This is a genomic window from Flavisolibacter ginsengiterrae DSM 18136 (genome assembly GCF_059568575.1).
On the sequence record NZ_JCANTR010000004.1, the window covers coordinates 230,167 to 251,634 of the forward strand.

Annotated in this window: 17 protein-coding genes; 7 read left to right on the forward strand and 10 right to left on the reverse strand. The window is 41.4% G+C overall.

Annotated elements, in window-relative coordinates; genetic code table 11:
* Positions 1 to 99 precede the first annotated feature (99 nt).
* From atpE to BP74_RS06545, 5 genes are all read right to left on the reverse strand, one after another.
* Positions 100 to 378, reverse strand: a complete 279-nt coding sequence (atpE, locus tag BP74_RS06525) for an ATP synthase F0 subunit C (protein ID WP_496372270.1) — start codon at positions 376 to 378, stop codon at positions 100 to 102.
* A 30-nt stretch (positions 379 to 408) separates the two neighbouring features.
* Positions 409 to 1,539: a F0F1 ATP synthase subunit A gene (atpB, locus tag BP74_RS06530; protein WP_496372272.1), complete on the reverse strand. Its 1,131-nt coding sequence runs from the start codon at positions 1,537 to 1,539 to the stop codon at positions 409 to 411.
* A gap of 110 nt (positions 1,540 to 1,649) precedes the next feature.
* Complete coding sequence (locus BP74_RS06535) at positions 1,650 to 2,642, reverse strand: hypothetical protein (protein ID WP_496372274.1); 993 nt, start codon at positions 2,640 to 2,642, stop codon at positions 1,650 to 1,652.
* A 176-nt stretch (positions 2,643 to 2,818) separates the two neighbouring features.
* Entirely contained in the window at positions 2,819 to 4,588 is a 1,770-nt protein-coding gene (locus BP74_RS06540) for an ABC transporter ATP-binding protein (protein ID WP_496372276.1), read from the reverse strand.
* Between the two features lie 130 nt (positions 4,589 to 4,718).
* Positions 4,719 to 6,926 (reverse strand): hypothetical protein, encoded by a 2,208-nt coding sequence (locus tag BP74_RS06545; protein WP_496372278.1) that lies wholly within the window; start codon positions 6,924 to 6,926, stop codon positions 4,719 to 4,721.
* A 201-nt stretch (positions 6,927 to 7,127) separates the two neighbouring features.
* On the opposite strand from BP74_RS06545, the gene BP74_RS06550 reads away from it, so the two are divergent.
* Entirely contained in the window at positions 7,128 to 7,808 is a 681-nt protein-coding gene (locus BP74_RS06550; protein WP_496372280.1) for a response regulator transcription factor, read from the forward strand.
* 27 nt (positions 7,809 to 7,835) lie between these two features.
* The gene (locus BP74_RS06555; protein WP_496372282.1) at positions 7,836 to 8,903 is read left to right on the forward strand and encodes a sensor histidine kinase; all 1,068 of its coding nucleotides are present in this window, start codon (positions 7,836 to 7,838) and stop codon (positions 8,901 to 8,903) included.
* Between the two features lie 51 nt (positions 8,904 to 8,954).
* Here BP74_RS06555 and BP74_RS06560 read toward each other — a convergent pair whose 3' ends face one another.
* The gene (locus tag BP74_RS06560; RefSeq protein ID WP_496372284.1) at positions 8,955 to 9,611 is read right to left on the reverse strand and encodes a porin family protein; all 657 of its coding nucleotides are present in this window, start codon (positions 9,609 to 9,611) and stop codon (positions 8,955 to 8,957) included.
* A 167-nt stretch (positions 9,612 to 9,778) separates the two neighbouring features.
* Between BP74_RS06560 and BP74_RS06565 the strand changes: the two genes are divergently transcribed.
* The 3 genes from BP74_RS06565 (at position 9,779) to BP74_RS06575 (ending at position 11,659) form a co-directional block, all read left to right on the forward strand.
* Complete coding sequence (locus tag BP74_RS06565) at positions 9,779 to 10,429, forward strand: TMEM175 family protein (protein ID WP_496372286.1); 651 nt, start codon at positions 9,779 to 9,781, stop codon at positions 10,427 to 10,429.
* 147 nt (positions 10,430 to 10,576) lie between these two features.
* Positions 10,577 to 11,107, forward strand: coding sequence for a DUF2911 domain-containing protein (locus BP74_RS06570; RefSeq protein ID WP_496372288.1), 531 nt, complete (start codon positions 10,577 to 10,579; stop codon positions 11,105 to 11,107).
* 195 nt (positions 11,108 to 11,302) lie between these two features.
* Positions 11,303 to 11,659, forward strand: a complete 357-nt coding sequence (locus BP74_RS06575; protein ID WP_496372290.1) for an ArsR/SmtB family transcription factor — start codon at positions 11,303 to 11,305, stop codon at positions 11,657 to 11,659.
* 76 nt (positions 11,660 to 11,735) lie between these two features.
* Here the strand turns inward: BP74_RS06575 and BP74_RS06580 are convergent, their stop codons facing one another.
* The 4 genes from BP74_RS06580 to BP74_RS06595 form a co-directional block, all read right to left on the reverse strand.
* Complete coding sequence (locus BP74_RS06580; protein WP_496372292.1) at positions 11,736 to 12,089, reverse strand: hypothetical protein; 354 nt, start codon at positions 12,087 to 12,089, stop codon at positions 11,736 to 11,738.
* 197 nt (positions 12,090 to 12,286) lie between these two features.
* Positions 12,287 to 14,713, reverse strand: coding sequence for a bifunctional YncE family protein/alkaline phosphatase family protein (locus BP74_RS06585; RefSeq protein WP_496372294.1), 2,427 nt, complete (start codon positions 14,711 to 14,713; stop codon positions 12,287 to 12,289).
* A 226-nt stretch (positions 14,714 to 14,939) separates the two neighbouring features.
* Positions 14,940 to 16,319, reverse strand: coding sequence for a beta-helix domain-containing protein (locus tag BP74_RS06590; protein ID WP_496372296.1), 1,380 nt, complete (start codon positions 16,317 to 16,319; stop codon positions 14,940 to 14,942).
* Positions 16,320 to 16,340: 21 nt separating this feature from the next.
* Entirely contained in the window at positions 16,341 to 19,181 is a 2,841-nt protein-coding gene (locus BP74_RS06595) for a TonB-dependent receptor (RefSeq protein ID WP_496372298.1), read from the reverse strand.
* A 331-nt stretch (positions 19,182 to 19,512) separates the two neighbouring features.
* Between BP74_RS06595 and BP74_RS06600 the strand changes: the two genes are divergently transcribed.
* Together BP74_RS06600 and BP74_RS06605 are read left to right on the forward strand one after the other, a co-directional pair.
* Positions 19,513 to 20,154 (forward strand): DUF47 domain-containing protein, encoded by a 642-nt coding sequence (locus BP74_RS06600; RefSeq protein WP_496372300.1) that lies wholly within the window; start codon positions 19,513 to 19,515, stop codon positions 20,152 to 20,154.
* 89 nt (positions 20,155 to 20,243) lie between these two features.
* The gene (locus BP74_RS06605) at positions 20,244 to 21,461 is read left to right on the forward strand and encodes an inorganic phosphate transporter (RefSeq protein WP_496372302.1); all 1,218 of its coding nucleotides are present in this window, start codon (positions 20,244 to 20,246) and stop codon (positions 21,459 to 21,461) included.
* The last annotated feature ends 7 nt before the right edge of the window (positions 21,462 to 21,468 follow it).

Below are 21,468 nucleotides of genomic sequence, written 5' to 3' on the forward strand. Positions count from 1 at the left end.
TTTTTTACCGGCAGCAAGCTATCAATTCTAACTGCCTGAAATTGAATTACTGCATCCGCCGCCCTGTGCTTAAGATGCAGTAATCATTTTGTGCCTGTATTATTTCAATACAGCCAGGATACCTGCGATAACTGCGAAAAGGGCAACCCCTTCTACGAAGGCAGCAGTCAGGATCATGTTGGCACGAATGTCATTAGCTGCTTCTGGTTGACGGGCAATTGATTCAACTGCACCGCGACCGATCTGACCGATACCAATACCGGCACCGATAGCTGCCAAACCAGCACCGATAGCACCACCCAAATGTGATTTAGAAACATCTACCACTGTTTGAGCTGCTTCAGTTCCAACCTGCAACAAAAGATTCATTAAAGACATACTGTTTGTTTTTGTTTATTATAAAAAAAATTATAAGGCAAATTCTTTCTCATCCCTGTTATGCGTAGGATGAGGATCATGAGGGTGGGCTTTATCATGGCCTGTTTCAAAAGCCTGGCCGATAAATACAGCAGTCAGGTTTGCGAAAATGAAGGCCTGGATAAATGCTACCAGTATTTCAATCAGGTAAATGAAAACCGTAAAGGCCAGTGAAACAGGTGAAAAACCAACACCTGCCACAGTATTCATAGCTCCGAAAATGAATATCAGCGATATGAAACAAATGATCACGATATGCCCTGCCACCATATTGGCAAAAAGACGTATCATCAATGCCATAGGCTTGATAAAAACACCGGCAAACTCCACCGGGATCAGGATAAGCTTTACCAGGAAGGGAACTCCCGGAGGCCAGAAAATATGACCCCAAAAATGACTATTGGTACTTAATAAAATGACAACCATGGAAATGAATGCCAGCACCATGGTAAAAGAAATATTACCGGTAACATTGGCTGATCCCGGAATCAGGCCCAATAGGTTATTGATCAAAATAAAAAAGAAAACCGTAAGCAGGTACGGCATGTACTTCTGGTATTTAGTTCCCAGGTTTGGTTTTCCTACTTCATCACGAATGAATGTGATGACAGGCTCCACTGCATTCTGAAACCCTGTCGGTGCCTGGTTGCCTCTTTTTTGGTAGGCCTTTGCTACATTGGTCATGATAACAATCAACAAGATGGCAGAAAGAAATAATTGAACCACGAACCGGGTAAGAGAAAAATCATAAACTTTTACACCTTCATCTACAGACCCATTGGCATTCACAGGAACTATTTTCCCTTCCTCCAGTTTATAACCATTATAAACAGTGTGACCATGTTCCAGTTTTGAGGACATGAATACATCCAATCCACGCTGCGGAGAATACAGGATCACAGGCAAAGGAATGCTGATTGGATGACCATTAATTTCAGCAAAATGATATTCATGGTTATCCATTATGTGCTCCATAATCACTTTAGCAGCATCCAACTTTTCCACATGCTCAGCTTCGCCATGAGTAACATGACCTTCCTGGGCAAAAACAGATGTAGAAAAAGTGAGGGCTAAAACGCTGAAAGCCGCTACCAATAAGCATTTGACACGTCCAATGAGCATAGTATACCCGAAATTTGGCGCAAAGATAAGGGAGCAGCACCAAAATTGAAGGCTTATTTAAGATAATTATAGCAGCTTATAGCTGTTAAAAAAGCAGTGAAAAGACATGCTTAGAAAACCTTGAAATAGCGTATGGGCAACTCAAATGCCTGTGTGCCATCATCGTATTTCTGGTATATCCATCCAACCCCCGGAGCATAATAATTGGTCCAGGTTACATCATTAGTGTATGCACCTCCGTTTTCACTTTTCTGGGCTTTCATACTGACCTGGTACACATTGGTATAGGTGCGCCCGTTATAACTTACTGTAGCATTGGCATTGATAACGTTAAAGAGATATTTAAGCTTAGTGTCCACTCCGCCTACCGTTCCGGTATATTCGCTGGAGGTCCAGGTATCGCCTGTGACAAGTCCTTCTTTTAAAAATAGCAGGCTGTCAAGAACCGGGGTATCGAAGTAAAAGCTGCTGTAATAGTCAGAATAATTGAGTTCGTAATAGTTATTACCGCTTTTGCGTACATAAAGGGAATCATCATATACGTTAGTCCCGTTCTTTTCTTTTAACACTTTGTAAGTGACACCTGCAGCCGTGGCAGAGCCCACAATCGTCCTTTTCAATGTATCTCCCTGGATGGGTGTGGCATAGCTCCACCAACTATTATCGGTAAGAATGAAATGGTCACCCGTGGCTGGTTGTGTTCCTGCCGGCACAACGGGAACCTGGATGGAACAAAAACTACTATCATAATAAATAGTAAAGAGGTCATTACCTTCTGAAACAGGCTTTCCAACTCCTCTCAATCTGACAGTATTGGTGCCAGGGTTGCCAAAGCTTCCTGACCCGGCAAAATAATAACCATTCACGGTATCACTGTAAATACGATAGGTTCCTGTTAAGGAAACAGACAGCGTAACATCTATATAATTACTATCAGTCAGTGCTTTATTAGCTTCGAATGTTCCGCCAACCAATTTAGGAAGACAATCCCCTCCATTATCCTGCAGGGATCCGGAGGAAGGTTTGCCTGCTTCAAGACTCACTTCTTTCTGGCAGGAAATCAAAAAAAGGAAGGTGATAAGGGTGATTACAATACGCTGCATAAACAGTTAGCAAATTTTATCTAATCTACAATTAATTTTAATATAGCCCCTTCAGGCATGGCTCTCAACTTGTTATAAACTGCAATACAGGATTAATATTGTGTAGCCCTGCACAGGGGACTACCTAAAGGGCAAGAACGCTATTTGAGGAGTTTAATAAAATACCCTTTATCACATTAAACGGAAACGGCCTTGGTTTCAAACTGCATCTGGTAAAGTTTTGAATAGAATCCGCCTTTTTCCAACAGTTCACCGTGATTACCCACTTCCTTGATCTCGCCTTTATCAAGGACAATGATATTATCAGCTCTTTGAATGGTTGAGAGCCTGTGGGCAATGACAATGGAAGTTCTATCGGCAATCAGGGTATCGATAGCATGTTCTATCATCTGCTCACTTTCCGTATCCACTGAAGAAGTAGCCTCATCGAGGATCAAAACAGTAGGATTATATAGTAATGCCCTGATAAAGGATAATAATTGGCGTTGACCCACGGATAGAGTTGCCCCCCTCTCCATTACATTGTAGTCATAGCCACCCGGCAATTGCATGATAAAATCGTGCATTCCAATGAGTTTTGCAGCTTCAATGACTTTTTCCCTGGGGATTTCAGGATTCATGAGGGTAATATTATCCATTACGGAGCCGGAGAAAAGGAATACATCCTGGAGCACTACCCCAATACTTTTCCTGAGAATATCAAGCTTGTATTTATCCACCGGGATATCATCAATACGGATCTCTCCTTTATTGACTTCGTACAACCTGTTTAGCAGGCTTATGATCGTGGTCTTACCACTTCCGGTATGTCCTACTATTGCAATGGTCTGACCTGGGAGTGCAGTAAAGGAAACATCCTTCAATACAGGATGGCTTTCATCGTAGCCAAACCAAACATGATCAAATTCCACTTTCCCCTTATTAGGGATAATAGCAATAGCCTCTTTTGGTGATGGTGCCAGGAAATCTTCATTATCCAGCACTTTGAATACCCTTTCACTGGCTATCATTCCCATTTGTAACACATTGAACTTATCGGCTATAACCCTGAGAGGCCGGAAGATCAGGTTCAGGTAAAGAATAAAGGCAGTTACTTTTCCATATTGGCTTACCTGCAATGAAAGTGCTTCACGGGCGGTGAACCAAACTATCAGTCCCATGGAAAGGGCGAGCACAATTTCCACAATGGGAAAGAATACGGAATAAGCGAAAATGGCTTTGATGTTGGCATCCCTGTGCTCCTTATTGATCTCCCTGAACTTATCTGCTTCCCTTTTTTCAGCAGCAAAAGACTGTACAATGTACATCCCAGTAATATGCTCCTGTACAAATGCATTCAAATGAGAAACCGCATTCCTCACCCTATGGAATGAACGATTCACACTTTCCTTAAAATAATAGGTAGCTAAAATGATAATAGGAAAAGGTATGAGACATACCAGTGTAAGTTTCCAATCGGTCCAGAACATAATACCTAGCACGCACAATATGGAGAGGAGATCCGCAATAATAGGGATCAGGCCATCTGAGAATATATCATTGATTCGTTCAATATCATCGACGGTACGTGTGGTCAATGTGCCGATAGGTGTTCGGTCAAACTGGCGCAGGTTAAGATTGACCACTTTCTTAAACACTTTAGTTCTCATATCCTTCACCACTGCCTGGCCCAGCCAGGTGGTGATATAGGAAAAGTAAAAGCGAAATCCGGTTTCCACTAAAAGGAAAACAACCTGGATCACTGTAATATAAATGACCCAGTCCAGTTTCTTGCCTCCAATGAATTTATCAACAGTATATTGAATCAGGAAAGGACGAACAGGTGTAAAAGCGGCTAAAAGAACAGCCATTGCAATGGAGCCTATAAACACCTTCCTGTATGGTCTGGTAAACTGTAAAACCCTTTTCAGCAGTGCAATATCAAACGTCTTTTTAGCTGTGCTCAAGTGTCAATCTTTACGGTAAAGTTAGAAGGAAAGAAAAAAGCAATGGTGAATGGGCGCTTTCCATTCATCAAAAACTTACTTCATTACCTTATTTAATACCAGTTATTTATTAAGACCATACTCAACGGAATTAATCATCACCCTCATCGCCCATAGCAATTTTATATGCCTTTATGAATATAGCACCCAGGTTTTTATAAGGCGGGATGTAATCATCAAATCCTTCAACTTTTCCTGCCTTTGCCCTGAACTCTGTCCAGAAGGGCATCCAGTCAACATTTGATCCCACACGCAGCTTCTCATTGAGCAAGTCCATAAAAGGCTGATTGATCACCTGTTTTCCTATTTGTTTGGATGCAATGATATGAGCGTCCGGAGCATGAGCCAAAACATCATGTATCAGGTGGTAGCCCCCGCAGGATCCAAGAAAAACGATCTTGGCTGCCGGCTGGATTTGTTGAATGGTATATGGTGCATAATAACTATGTCCCCTGTGTACTACTATCGTAGGTTCAATACTTTTTGAGGCCAGGTAATTATTTAAACTTTCCTGTGCCTTATCCAATTCTCCTGACTGTTCATCAAGGGGTTTATTGGCATAGATCACGATAGGCTTTCCTTTGGTGGAAGCAAAAGCGATCCAGTATTTATTGTCCTGTATCTTTTTCCAGTTGCCATTGGAAAATTGAGGTGTAAAGCGTGAATAGTTCATCCTGCCGTCTTCATCCCCATAGAAGAAAACCTGTGTTACCACTTCATGGGCTGAATCCGTTACCAATGATTCATAGCTTACTGAATACACCGGCGGTATACCAAACTCCTGGGAAAGGTTGACCGAACTATCTGAAGAAGAACGGAACAATTTGTTCAACAGGTTATAGATCACCATGCCTCTTTTATTACCAGCAGCCACATTGCGGTCATAATTCAACCTGACATTACTTAACATGTCCGCAGCCACTGGTTTGATGGTTTCCTGGATACTTGCATAGGAATCTGCTACATCCACCCCATCCTCGAGTCCCTCAGATTTCTCCAGGTTGTTTACAAAGGCTGTCATCAGCACCTGCGCCTGCTTTTTATCCGGGAAAGTGTTTAAAAAGTCGGATAAGGTATTGTAACCTGCCGCCATTTTTATAAACTTCTTGAACCTGTCAAATCCAACACTCATCAGGAGTGAATCCCCCTTGTTGCCGATCTTCTGCATCATGATCGGGTAAATGCCTTTCACATAACTGGAGGTGTACAATTCTGTTTCACCGGCAATGACCAGGTAATACAATTCCTGTGGTGTCAGTGTGTACAAAATTTTAAAGCGCACAGCATCAGGCGACTCATGCAATGCATTGATCTCTTTTGTATACACTTCATTCCCTTTCTTTTCCATCATTTTTGAAAGGGATTCCATTTCCAGTATCTTCTCACCTTCTAATGTGCGCTGCACATATTCCATCCTGGTTTTAACCAGCAGCTTGTAATATTTGGCATCATCAGATTTTACAGCATCGATATCACTCAGCTTCATCTTACCCTTAATCAGGTTATCCAGGAAGGGAAAATATAACTGTCCGCTTCCGCCGCTCGTTGCCATTTTAGAAACCGTCTGAATAAAGGGATCATCTATTTTTCTAATGGCATAACCCAAACGGTTGTTTGCTGCTGCAAAATCATACAGGTACCTGGGGTTCTTGTATCCGGCAAGCTTTATAAGACTATCGCGGAAAGGAACATCGGGATTGTCTTTCAAAGTAATAAATACCTTATCAGGATGAAGCGTACAATATTTAAGGAGTAAAATGTTCTCAGCGTTTTTAATACCCGGGTTACGGTCAAAAGCCTGGCATCCTACAAGGACCTTACTCACCTCGTAAGCATTTTCTTCTATCACTGGTTCTATAGATTCACCTTTTTTGTCCTTTTCCATGGCAAGCTCGAAGGCATCGAGCAAGGTTGGCAGGCGGGAAGGTGTAAACTGGCGGTTTCTGAAGCCTGAGGTAAAACTTTTCAGGATCCTTTCCACTCCCAGCAAATAACCTTTTTTCTTTTGGTCACCCAATAAGCTATCGCTTTCTATTTTACATTGAATACCATCTATTCTGTGCACCAGGGCCTGGGTTACATAGTAATTAATATCCTCATTTGTACCTGTATAGAACACCTGGTCGGCCTTTCCATCTGCTTTTAAAGCATTCCTTTGTTCCCTGTCAATACGGTCATGCCATAAAGCCCTGCCAATTGGAGGTTTACATGTTTTATCAGTTTGGGAAAAGGAAATCAAGCTCATCAGGATCGGAAAGCTTGTCAATAGTAATCGTAAGGTTAGAACCATGCGCCTCATAGTACAAATTTAATACCCGAACATTTAAAGCCCGGTTAAGGATTCACAATTCTTAAAAGACAGATAATAAAGCATTTACGTTGCAGAGGGTGTATTGGTAGCAGCCATTTCATTAATTTATCATTAAGTATTTGTTACCAAAAGCATTAAGTAAAGCCAAATAATCCCAATTCCTGTAGGTTTGCCTAAACATATAAGCCCATGGATGGTAAGGGTAGAAAAGTATTGATCGCTGATGATGAACCGGATATTATTGAGATCTTAAAATACAACCTTGAAAAAGAAGGTTATTCAGTGATCACAGCCAAAGACGGAGATGAGGCGCTGGATAAAGCGAAATTGACGCAGCCTGAATTGATAGTGCTGGACATGATGATGCCTAAAAAGAATGGAATGGAGGTTTGCGAGCTGCTCAGGGCTCAGGCTCAATATAAAGACACGCTGATCATGTTTCTGACAGCCTTAAGCGACGAAGCCACCCAATTGAAAGGATTCAGCACAGGCGCTGATGATTATGTGACTAAGCCGGTAAGCCCTAATGTATTTGTAAGCAAGGTCAATGCCTTATTCAGGCGCATCAAAAAGCCCGAACATAACATTATCACTGTTGACAACCTGATCATAGACCCTGAGAAGTTCCTGGTGGAATATGATGGAAAAGATATCGTACTGGCCAAAAAGGAATTTGAATTATTATACCTGCTGGCTACTAAACCCGGCCGCGTATTTCTGCGCAATGAGATCCTTAGCCAGGTGTGGGGAAATGATGTAATAGTTGGCGACAGAACGATCGATGTGCATATACGCAAGATCAGGCAAAAACTTGGAGTTGACTGCATTACCACCGTCAAAGGCGTTGGTTATAAGTTTGAATTAATGTAACAGCCCGGGCAGTTATTATTTTAAACCATGTTTGATAAAAAAAATCTTTCACCTCAACAGCTTTCCGCTTTAACTGCTCTCATACTATCCATTCCGATCAGTATTGGAATTTATGTGCTGCAACAAGATTGGATGGATGGGCTGGTAGCCTTTGTCATCATTTTTACCGGGAGTTATTTTCTTATTTTCTCTATCATCCAAAATTTCATCTTCCGTAAAATAAAACTGATCTATAAATTCATCAATCAAACAAAGGCTACCAAGAAAGAAGAGATGTACTACAAGTATATCCTTCCTAAAAAAAGTATTGATGAAGTAAGAGAAGATGTGGAAGACTGGGCAGAACAGCGAAGCCGTGAAATTGAAATCTTAAAAAATAACGAAGTCTTTCGCAAGGAATTCCTGCAAAATCTTTCCCATGAATTTAAAACCCCGGTATTTGCCATCCAGGGTTATGTGGATACCCTTTTACAGGGCGCAATGGAAAATCCCGAGGTCAACAAACGTTTCCTGGAAAAAGCCGCAAAGAACGTAGAAAGATTGGTATCCCTCATCCGAGACCTGGATGAGATATCTAAACTTGAAAGAGGAGAGATCAAACTATTCAAACAATCATTTGTTGTACAGGACCTCGTGAGGGAAGTTTTTGAAAGTCTTTCCTGGAAAGCGGAACAAAAAAACATTTCCTTTTCCATTAAAAAAGGCTGCGAAAAACCATTGGTAGTATATGCAGACAAAGAAAAGCTGCGACATGTGATCCTGAATCTTGTAGACAATGCAATCAAGTATGGCAAAAGTGATGGATCAGTGGTAGCCAGCATGTACGACACAGATGGTAAAAACATACTGGTAGAAATAAGTGATGATGGGATTGGCATTCCGGAGAAATACCTGGACAGGATATTTGAACGTTTTTACCGCACCACGGAAGGACGTAATAAAGACGCTACAGGTACCGGGCTGGGCCTTGCTATCTGCAAGCATATCATCGAGGCTCATGGACACACGCTTCATGTCAGAAGCAAGGAAGGTGTTGGAACCACTATTGGATTTACTATCAATTCAAGAAAGGAAGCAAGGGCAGAAATTGAATGATCATTTAACTTTCGCCTAAAGTCATCCACCCTTGCCAACCTTAAAGATTTATTAAAACCGATAGCCTACATATAATTGAACCAATCCGTTTTTAAAATCAGTTGTCTCAGGATTAAAAGGCAGTGGAAAGGGCGAAGGCTCGCTGTACATCTTCTTATAAAGTTTTCCCAACCCGAGGTTATACCGCCCACCTATCAATAATCCTTTGAAGGGGAATATTTCCACTCCACCTACGAAGCCGTAATCAAATCGATTCATCAGGTCTGTAACGGAACTATCCTTTGAATTGGTAGTAGTCCTTGATTTTAATAAATAACCAATTTGTGCTCCGGCCTGCAATTGCAAAACTTTGGCAATGGTAAAAGTGGTTAACTGGGGAAGGTAGATGTAGTCATTTTGAACATCAGTGTTCTTTCCGCCATTATCAAATGTGTACCCCTGCCTGGAGAAGATGATCTCGGAGCGGTAACCCATGCCTTTTGATGCTGGTGCATAAAATGCACCTATCATAAAGCCATTATTGTTGTTTTTCTTTAATCCTTCCGCATTGCCTGTAATGTATGACCAGTTATAGCCAACCTTTATTCCAAGCTTTGGTTTGTAATTATCCATTTGCTTTTTGAAATCAGCGGAAGTTGGCAAAGATTGGGCAGCCAGGTAGCTCGCTGAAGGCGCTGCCAATAAAAGTGTAAATAATATCTTTCTCATAAACGTTTTATTTAAAGCAGCAAGAAAATAAAACCATCGATTGAAGTAAAGAGTCAAGGAGATGAAGTGTTAAAAAGAAAGATTGAATTGCCTTAATAACGTGATGTGCCTCAGCAATGGCATGATTATTAACTGGTATGAAGCAGCAGACTTAAAGTACTGTATGCATGAAGATCGGCACAACCAGGGTAGAAACGTTTAGTGATGGTGTCATAGCCATAATCATTACCATCATGGTATTAGCTTTAAAGCTTCCCGACTTTAAACACGAAGATACTGAATGGGGGATGCGCCATTACCTCGTTCAGATCATACCCTATTTTGTTTCCTATGCTTTTAGTTTTATGATGATCGGTATCTTTTGGATCCATCACCACCATATGTTCCATTTATTAAAAAGAACTGACGAAAAGCTACTGTGGCTGAATTTGATCTTTCTTTTCTGGATGAGCCTAATACCCATAACAACTGCAGTAGTTGGTGCCAACCCCCGGCTTTCGGAATCGTTAGCAGTGTATGGTTTTGTAATGTTAATGACAACCGTAGCCTTTGCATTTATGCGGTCTTATACTATTAAGAAAGAATTAGTTCATAAGTCAGAGGACAGGGCCATGAATAAAAAGATCAGGGTTGTTTCTATAAAAGCAAAAACCAAATCATATATAGTAGCTTTTGTATACCTGGTGTCCATTCCGCTTGCTTACATAAGCATATACATTTCGTATGCCTGTTTTATTGGAGCGGCCATTGTTTTTTTCATTCCCGATGGCATTGATGATGAAAACCTGGCAGAAAAGATCATAGAAAAGAATCAATAAAGGTGGCCGCCTGGATTTATACATTGCCCCGATCATAGAATACCAGTGTACCTGTCAAGTATGAATTTTGACCTTACATGTATCAAACAGAATTTAATCTCTATTTCTGCTTTACTGTACTTAACTTTCCTATATAAAAACTTTGCTATGAAAAGTATTTTCTCACTTGCTTTATTAAGTACTGCGTTATTTATTTCGGCTTCTGTAAAAGCCCAGGAGGATAAAACCAAACGTCCCAGCCCTCCTGCAAAGGTTACCCAAAAGATAAAATCAGGTGCTACCATCAGCATTGATTACAGCCAACCTTCATTAAAAGGAAGGACTATTGGAAAAGATGTGGAGCCTAAACAGGGAGAATTATGGCGTGCAGGGGCCAATGAAGCCACGGTTTTCGAAACCAATAAAGATGTAAAAGTTGAAGGTCAATCATTGCCTGCAGGAAAATATGCGCTTTTCATGATGGATAATGGAACTGATTATACGATCATCTTCAATAAAGTCTGGAAAACCTGGGGAGCTTTTGACCATGATAAAAATAAAGATCAGGATGCGCTCCAGGTAAAAGTTAAGCCTGGAACATCCTCTACTTCACAGGAAAAACTAACTTACAAGATTGATGAATCTGGCAAGGTTTCTTTGCTTTGGGGAGACAGGGTCATTAGTTTTAATGTGAAATAATCGTCCTGGTTATATTACTGGCCCCCTGCAAATGCCGGGGGCTTTTTTTTTATTTATATCTTACAGGCAGGTATAAACTTTTTTCATTTATAAGTTCCTGAAGATTCCTAATTAACGGAATAAATCGCCTTCCTGCCGAAAATTATGATATATATCATAAAGATTTTCTATCTTACTATAGCTTAACGCACCAAAATGCAAACATCTAACGAAAATGAGCTCATTATTGAGGTCATTCAAATCAAAAAAGCTGCTTTAATCTTCAGGGCTGTCAATCACCCACTAAGGCGGCAAATTCTCCAGTTACTGCACCAGAATGTACGTATGACTGTTACGGAAGTCTTTATTAAACTCAGGCTTGAACAGTCTGTAGCTTCCCAACACCTGGCCATTCTCAGAAAAGCAGGTTTTGTCTTAACCGAAAGACAGGGTAAATTCATATTTTATTCTGTCAACTATCAACGGCTGAAACAGATACACCAGGTAGCCGAAGAGATCATTCATGTGGCCAAAGAAAAGGCCAGCGACGCTGAATTATCCACTGAAAGCTGAGATTCCTACGTGCAGTAATTGTAAATAATCCAAGGTAAGGACATTAAATATGCCCTGAGGACAATGTATTAGGTATTTAATCCACCAGGCTTAGTATCTCACGTATTTTTCTGTCAAAATAGCTGATATCCTCAGGCATTTTTACAACCTGCAAGCGCCTTGAACTGAAGGGTTTGGGCTCATCATTTGCTTTGATAAGGATGATCTGTTTCCTGCTTTGTTCCATAAAAGAATAGATCTCAGGAGTAATATTCCTTGTATGCTCATGGATGATCATAATGGATGGCTTAAATCTTTCTATACGCTGGATGATCTCCAGCCCATCTTCAGAAGCTTCTACCTTATATCCTTTATGGATAAGCGATAAATAAATCCGGGAAAGATTATGCAGGTCACTGTCCACTACAAGGACACGCGTTCTTTTTAACATGATTAAGGGTTGAAAAAGGTCCTTTAAAAAGGATATTGGCAGGACCTGCAAGATAACTTCCCTGCTAATGACAGGCAATCGGATTTATACCTGTATAATCTACGTGGCGAGGTCTGCCATTAGCTCAAATAATCATGTCAATTTATGGTATTACTAACCCTGTATGCATAATCAATTTCTATATCTGCATACTATTCTTACTCATCATCTTCATCCTGTGACCATTGAACAAATGCAGCCCGCTTTGGCCCGGGAAAAGCAACTCCTTCACCCTTAACCGCATGCCATAGGACCTCATTGAATTCAAGGTCAGGAATGGCGTCCTCCTTTGTAAGGTTAAAGGTCTCAGAACGCTCCTGCCATTTATTTTTAACCAGGTTTCTTTGCAGCAGGTCAACATTGGCAGGCAGGCTGGAAAAACCGGAACTGTCTGCTATTGTATTGAAACACCTCCACATTGGTATGGCTGCGGCATCATATTGTGTCATTGGGGGTAAACCCAGGATCAATTCTATGGTTCGCAATACAGAGGTAGTAGTATAGGGCGTATGATCAATAAAATTCCTTTTGACAAATCCTCCTGCTATATAGGCTGTGCTTCGGTGTGCATCTACATGGTCAGCGCCGTTTTGCGCATCATCTTCTAAAATAAAAACAACAGATTCCTTCCAGATAGAGGATTTGCTTAAATAGTCAATGAACATACCCACTGCCAGGTCATTATCAGCAACCATAGCGAAAGGCGATTTAGCTCCCAGCTTTAAACCACTGGTATGATCATTTCCAAAACGCACTGTATTGAATTGCGGAACAGCATGAATGGACAGCAAAGAATCGAAATCTCTCTTCCATTGGTAAAAGCGACTGGTGTCCATTACTTCTCCATTGAAGCCTGTGAAGTAAGGACAGTAATGGTCTTTCAAAGCCGGGATATTAGGTTTATAATCATCAGCAAATTCACCATAGCTCCTATAGCTTATCCCGTATTTCTTGCAATGGTCCCAGATAAAGCCTGCTTTATTATTGGCAATGGCTCTTTTCCCTTCAGCATCGTAATGGCCACCGCGTTTACCATAGCTTGTAGGCCAGGTTTTTTCCAGGTAATCTGTTGCATAAGCACCCATGCTCCAGTTGTGACCATCCGCACTGACTTCAGCATCCACAAAAAAATTATCCAGTAAAACAAATTGGTCAGCCAAAGCATGGTGATTGGGCGTGATGTTTTTCCCAAATAACACCAGAGATGTATCTCCGTTACCACCAGGCATATCACCCAATACCTGGTCATAGGTGCGATTTTCCTTAATTACATAGAATACATGTTTTATGGGAGAGCTTTTATGGGCAGATACAGGTACGGGGTTTTGCATTTCACCCTCTGCCATTTTTTCTTTTTGACTGCTGTAGGGTGTATTCCCATATACAGCTTTTGTGTATTCGGCTAACTGCCAGGCACCAGGAGAAGGTATAATACTAAGGCCGCCTTTGAAAAGTCCACCTATATATTGAACACCTTTGTGCAAGGCAGTATCCCCCTCATGCCGCCACACTTTTTCTTTAGAAGATACTGGATTGGGACCGTGAGGATTAGCCATGGAAGAAAAACCTTTTCCATTTGCTACCCAGAGTTTATCACCTACCAGTTTTACGCTGGTGGGATACCATCCTGCAGGAATAAATCCCTTTGACCTGCTGCGGCCAGGCACAGTTATATCAAAAACAGCTATACAATTATTATCAGCATTAGCTGCATATAAAGTTTTTCCATCCTTGCTCAATTCCAATCCGTTGGTAGTAGATCCGCTTGGTGCATTAGGATACAAAGCAGCATTGAGTGTTTCCACTACCTTCAATTGCCTGGTATCAATAATGGATACTGAATTATCATTAGCATTACATACAAACAAATACTTTCCATCTTTGGAAAGAACCATCTCGTTGGGATTATCTCCAACAGGTATAGATTGATCAAATATTTTCTTCTCTGTATTAAAGATCAGCACCTTATCACAACCCCAACAGCTAATAAATAATTGTTTGCGGTTGGCAGAAAGAATACAGCTATATCCTTCACCATTCAATGGATAAACATGTTCCACTTTGCTGGTCACCAGGTCTACCACGTACAAACTATTATCTTCCTTGGTGGTTACATATAGTTCCTGCCTGGGATCATCTAATGCAATGCCGGCAGGAGAGATCTTATTTGGCCATTGCTTACCCAGTTTGATTGAATCCTTTAACTGCAGTTTATTATTAACAATACTAAAGCGAAGGATACAATTATCATTTCCACCAGAAGCATAAAGGGATTTACTATCCGCACTAAATGCCAGCCCATACCAGGCCTTACCCATTTCCACCCAATCTAACTGCTTCTCTTTCCTGGCATCAAACAATTGCAGCATCTGCAAGCTTTGACCATTATTGGTAACAGCCACCAGTTTTTTATCCGGGCTCACGACCATGTTCAGGGGCAGATCTCCAAGGGGCAACTTTTTTCCTACAGGAGTAAGACTCCACCCATTAGGTAATCGCAGTCTAATTTTGTTGAGGCTATCGGATGATTGAGCAAAGCCATTGATGCATAGAAAAGTAGTAAGAAGGATCAGGATGTTTTTCACGTGTGCGGTTTTATGTATATGCTTAGGGCAGCAAAGGTGTATAAAAAATTGATATTAGATTTAAACTGGGCCAGCAAATACAGGTTAAATTATGGCTAATACATGCCTTCGAATATATATCGTCCAAAAGCTTTTATACGAAGTCATAGTGGGATGGATGGGGTCAACAAAAATAAACCATCCCGTTTGTCCCGGGATGGTTTAACCAATTAATTATAAAAATGAATTACATGAATTTGGTCCAGTTCTTCCACCAGGTATCACCCACTGCACAGGCACCTTTATAATTTACACTTGTCAATCCATTGAGTTTGGCGTGGGTAAATACGCCCCCTGCAGCAGCCGGCGAGCCAGCGGTTGGATTAAAATCAGGCGCAGTGTAATTAAAAGGAGCAGCCAGGCCTACATCCGTATTGTTAGTAAGAATGCTGTTTCCATATGCAGCGGTATTGAACCAGGTATTGATACTGGCAGTAGTAGCACCCGTGGGGGCAGTAGTGCTGGCACCATACAGAACTGACGTAGGCGATCCGGCAATGATTGTATTTTGTACAAATAAGCTGCCGGGTATATTATTATCTGTGGGTGTGCCTTTGGTCGCGTCGATATACAAGCCATTGGGCCATCCCATGATCAGGGAATTAAATATTGAGATTGTGGAGTTTCTCCTGATCTGCGCTCCCCATACAAACAGGTTGTTACCTGTATTGGCCAGGGTGGCCTTTGGTCCAAGGGCAGTAATATTAGAGAACACTGCAGATGTTTGTGGTGTTAAAGAGCTTCCATTGGCATCATTGTCACTTTCAAATGCTTCGCTTTTGGAAATATCAGCAACTGATGAATCTCTTAATACTATTCCAAACTGTACCTTACCGGAAAATCCATTGTCAGTATCAAAGTCATCATCTAATGTTCTGAAAGAAATGAGGTGTTTGCAATTCACTGTACCACCAAACCACTCGAAAGAATCATCGTTGGCATAGGATACCTGTACATAATCCACTATCGTTTGATTACCTACACCACCAAAGGTCAAACCATTGATCTCCTTATCCGGAAGGAAAGCATAGCCTGCATATTCAATACGAACATAGCGGAGAATACCGCTGTTATCTGCAGGGTTGGTTCCTCCATATAATCCCAGGCCGTCGCTATTATTGATGCCGCCTTCAATCTCTCCCACGCCCTGTACGCCATTGAAAGACGAGTTCACCGGGGCATTCCCTAATATCACTACCCCAGCCCAGTCTCCTCTTTGCGGAGTAGGAGATTCTGAAGTGAAGATTATGGGTTTATCTATAGTTCCGTCAGCAGAGATCTTGGCATTTCTTGTAATTATCAATCCACCGCGTTGACCTGTTTCTCCAACTATTTTTGTGCCTGGCTCAATAGTTAAAACAGCACCGTTGGTCACATACACCAATCCCCTGAGCTTATAGGTATAATTGGCTTTTAGAGTCCTGTTTTCTGTAATGCGTCCTTCAAGTATCGTGTTCTCAGTGCCGGTAGTTGGTGTCACCACAGTAGTTCCACCATCCATCTCGATCTTGCGGCAACCGCTGCTCAGTAAACCAATAATTGCGGTAAGTGTCAGTAACTTTTTCATGTTTTATTCTTAAAGATTTTTTTATTTGATGTTATAGGAAAAACTGAGACTGTAATTCGTTCCATATTTGCGGTCAATGGCAAGGGCATCCGCATTACTGCCTGAATATTTCCCATCGTCCTGCAAGTCATGATAATAAACAGCTCTCTGGTTCAGGATATCTGAAATATTCAGCTTAAGTTCCCCTTTGCTATTCAGCACTTTTTTAGCAATTTGAAAATCAAGCAAAGCTCTCGGAGCTTCCCATACCGGTGGAATGTCATTTCCACCTACATACAGTATCCTTCTGCCAATCTGGTTAAACAATAAGGTGGTATTAAATCCGGAACGGTTCAGATCATATTGCAGGGATGCGTTGATCACATATGGACTCTGCCCCTGCATTGGCCTGTCCAGTTTGGCGCTTTCCCATTTCACCCTGTTATAGATGTAGGAAATATTACTTTGGAAAGTGAAGTTGCGCAGTGCCTGGCTGAAGTCCAGTTTTTTACGCATTTCCAGTTCAGCCCCGAAACTGTTGGCATTATCAGCATTGATATAGTTAAACGTGCTGGAACTACCGGTACCTGACTGGTTAAAATATAACTCGATAGGGTTTTTAAAATATTTGTAAAACAAACCGACGGTAAATAATTCACCTGCCCGTGGATATACCTCATAACGCAGATCGGCATTCGTAACTTTTGTACGCTGCAATGACTTGATCCCGGTAACCGTAGCACCCAGCTCAAAATCAAAGAAGGCAAAATCACTCAGCTCCCTGAACTCAGGGCGTATCACAGTTTGAGACCCGGACAACCGCAGGTTGGTAGTATTGTTTAATTTATAGGTAAGGTTAAGGGCTGGCAAATAATCTGTAACACGGGTATGTACATGGCGGGGGTCTTTAGCATTCATACTGCCTATTACCTGGTCAAAATCTTCGACCCTAAGTCCCCACACAGCTCTTAGCCTGGAAGCAAACTGGTTATCTAACTGGAGGAAACCCGCGTTAAGAATAGAATTGGCTACATACCTGTATTGTGATCCTGTCAGCTCATTAAAAGCGAAGAGATTACTGGTGGCACTGCCATCACCAAAATTTGCAGGATCAAACACCTGGCCAGCAGGCAATTGGCGAAGGGCCTTGTTGTCTCCCGCAGGAATATACACTGCAAATGGCTTGGCATCAAAGAGCCTGTCCTTCACCTGCACCATGTACCCACCTTTAATGGTTTGACTGTTGCTACCCCAGTTAAAGGTTTTACTTGCATCGCCACCACCCGTGTAGATGTATTCATTCAGGAAACCAAAATAGCGGCTACCGGAAACCTGAGAGGTTTGAGAAGATGAAACATCCAATAAATAAGGACCGGTTGCATCATTACCATTTTGTGTGTACCGGATTCTTCTCTGATCAGGTACATATTGATCAAGGATACCAAAGCTTCCAAACCAATGTAGTTTGGTCTTCAATAATGGAATATTATGGTCTCCCGTTAATTGTGTATTAAAGAAAGTATTGGACCTGAAAGCAAGTTCTGTTGCCCTTACATTATCACCTATATTACCGGCAGCCCCCTCATAGTCTTTTCCAACACGGTCGATGGCATAATCTGTGGCATTTACGTTGACCAGTGTTTTAGAGGATATCTTGCTGTTATTACCCAATTGCAAGGTCACGTTGGCAAGGCCACCCCATAATACATCCTGGCTGTATTTATGATTGGAATAGGAAAAGCTTGACACCGCGTCATACTTTCTGTTTGACTGGTCCACTTCATTGATAACAAATATGCTGTTGTTGTATTGAAGGTTGCGCATGCTCCTGTTGTAAGTCAATGCAACTACTCCTCCCAACTTGTTTTTACCAATGTGTGTATTAATACCGCCGCTTAATTGAAATGAAGTGTTGAGCAGGGGCAATACCTTTGAAGAAACCGGTTGAGTGCTCCAGGTGTTTTCCATTTTTTTTGCATAATCAACCTGCTCCTGCCTGGACAGCGCTGTAAATTGTTTGGAAGTAGGAAAACCTGCAGGCAATCCACGCGTACCATCATCAAATCCCAACCAATCATACTTACCACCTTTATAAGTATAAAAATCTTTACCAATGGTCTGGCTGTTAAAGCCTGTGCCTACCTGTATACTCAAAAAATTAGCTGCAGGTACATCTTTCGTATTCACCTGCACCAATCCACCTGCCCACTCGCCAGGGTATTCGGGAACAAATGCTTTATTGATGATTATATTGTCAATGATTGAAGCAGGAAAGATGTCGAATGAAAAGCTTTTACGGTCAGGCTCGGTGGTACCAAGAAGTACACCATTTAATAAAGCCTGGTTATACCGGTCTGCCAAGCCTCTTACCACCAGGTACTTTCCTTCCTGTATAGAAGTACCGGGTACTCTTTTTAAAACTTCACCTGTATTCTTATCAGGGGAACGGCGTATAGCCTCCGCAGAAACCACTTGTGCTATGGTATTTGTATTCTTTTGGTAAGTGATCAGTGAATTCACTGTTTCCTTCCTTGAATTACTGCTTGCCGTTATTACTATGTTGTTCAGGTTCTTGCTTTCTGTTTCCAGAACCAGGTTCAATTCATTTAGTTGGCCAGTGATCACTTCCACATCGTTGACCAGCTTTTCCTTATACCCAATGGCACTAAAGCGAACTGCGTATTTTTTGCCTGGGGTAAGATTCAGTTCAAACTGCCCGTCCACATTGGTTGATGTCCCTTCACCTCCTGAGGCTTTAATAGTAACCCCCGCAACAGGTTCATTTTTATCATTCAACACTTTACCGCTTAACTTCTGGAACTGCGCGTAGGTTGTTGAAACAATAGATAAACAAAAAAGTAAACTTAATATGCGCAACATCATTCCGTCTTATTTGCGGCAAAGCACGGTCTATCATATTACCCTAAGGTTAACGCACAATTAAGGAATGATGAACGGAATGTTACTGAATTGTTACCTCATCCGATGATAATCCAAGTAGGAATCAAAGTGATAATAGTAAAAATTTATCTTATAGATTGATGGGCCTATAGCTTTTTACATCAAAAATGTAATCCTTAGAGGTGAACAGAGAATTAGCACGATTTATGAAACGCTTGTTACCTCTATATTAAGTTATTATTAATTTTCCGTTAAGCATTTCGACCCAATGAATTGAACTTAACTTCGCCCCCGACCATTAAAAGATGTCAATATGAATATTTTCGCAAAATTGCTCGCTCCCAAAAACAAGGTTTTCTATGATCTTTTTGAAAAAAGTGCGGACAATGTAAAACAAATGGGTGTTTTACTTACCCAGGTAGTTTCAGAGTCTGATTTTGATAAGCGTCAAACCCTTATATCAAAAATGGAAGACCTGGAGCATGCCAATGATGAGCTCACACACAACCTGTTTACGGAGTTGGGTCGCAATTTTATCACTCCTTTTGACAGGGAAGATATTCACTACCTGGCCTCTGCACTCGATGACATCGCTGATTTCATCTTTGCTTCAGCCAAGAAAGTAAACTTTTACAGGGTCAACCCTAACGATATAGGTATTCACAAACTGGCTGAGATCATTGTTCAAAGCACCAATGAAGTACGAAATACTGTAGGTGAGCTAAGAACCATGAAAAACATGCGGCTGATCACTGAATCGCTGGTTAAGATCAACAGCCTGGAAAATGAGGCCGACGATATATTTGATATGAGCATTGAGCGGTTGTTTGCTACAGAACCTGATGCCAAAGAGGTTATCAAGAAAAGAGAGATCTACCAGGTGATGGAAACAGCAACAGACAAATGTGAAGATGCTGCCAATGTAATAGAATCAATCATTATCAAATACGCATAATCCAAACTGCGAGCTGAAAATATAGCAACCATGGTAATGTGGCCTTGTTCTATATATTCTATATTCCCAATCATTTTCAAACCGTTTGAATGAGTTTCGTTCTCTCCATCATAGTCCTGGCCTTAATATTTGATTTTATTAATGGCTTTCATGATGCTGCCAACTCTATTGCTACTATCGTATCTACCAAGGTTTTGACTCCTTTCCAGGCTGTTATTTGGGCTGCGGTGTTCAACTTTGCAGCCTTTTTTATATTCAAAGACCATGGAGTAGCCAATACGGTGGCCAAAACAGTAAAACCTGAATATGTTACGGGTCATATAGGTCTTATTGTAGTCCTCTCTGGTTTAATAGCAGCTATCATCTGGAACCTGCTTACCTGGTGGTTTGGTATTCCCTCTTCTTCTTCCCATACCCTGATTGGTGGATTTGCAGGTGCAGGTGTAGCTTTTGGTGGCTGGGGAGCTATTAATAGTGATCCCATTATCAAAACTGCCAGCTTTATAATTGTAGCACCGCTGGTAGGTATGTTCATTGCCTTTATTATTTCCCTTTGGTTCTTATTATCCTTCAGGAAAGATTACCTGCCCCGTCTGGTATCCATCCTTGTCATAGCTTTTGTAGTGTGGTTCCTGTATGATCAATTAGTACTGGATCCAAAAGAACTGGCAGGCAAAACGCATTATAAAACTTATTTCTGGCAGGCATTCTTTTATACCAAGAACTTCAAATGGATATTGCTTTGTTTTATCCTGGTGGTCTTCGCTGTATTCACTTTCTGGCTCAATACATTGAATGCGCATAAGTCAAACCTTTGGTTCAAACGACTGCAATTAATATCATCTGCCGCGTTCAGCATTGGGCATGGAGGTAATGATGCACAAAAGGTTATGGGGATCATCATGGCTGCCCTGGTGGCAAGTGATCCTTCACGTTACAATATTAATCATATGGAGTGGTGGGTGCCATTGGCCTGTTATTCAGCCATAGCCATGGGAACCATGAGTGGTGGATGGAAGATCGTTAAGACCATGGGCACACGTATAACCAAGGTGACACCATTTGAAGGTGTAGCAGCTGAAACTGCAGGAGCCATTACCCTGTTTGTTACAGAAGCATTGAAGATTCCTGTTAGTACCACGCATACCATTACCGGTGCCATTATGGGTGTTGGTGCTACCAAGCGCCTGTCTGCCGTACGCTGGGGTGTTACTATAAATTTATTATGGGCCTGGATATTAACCATCCCTATCAGCGCAGTGCTTGCAGCCGGAATTTTTTACATCGTCCGCTTTTTTCTTGCATAATTTCCGA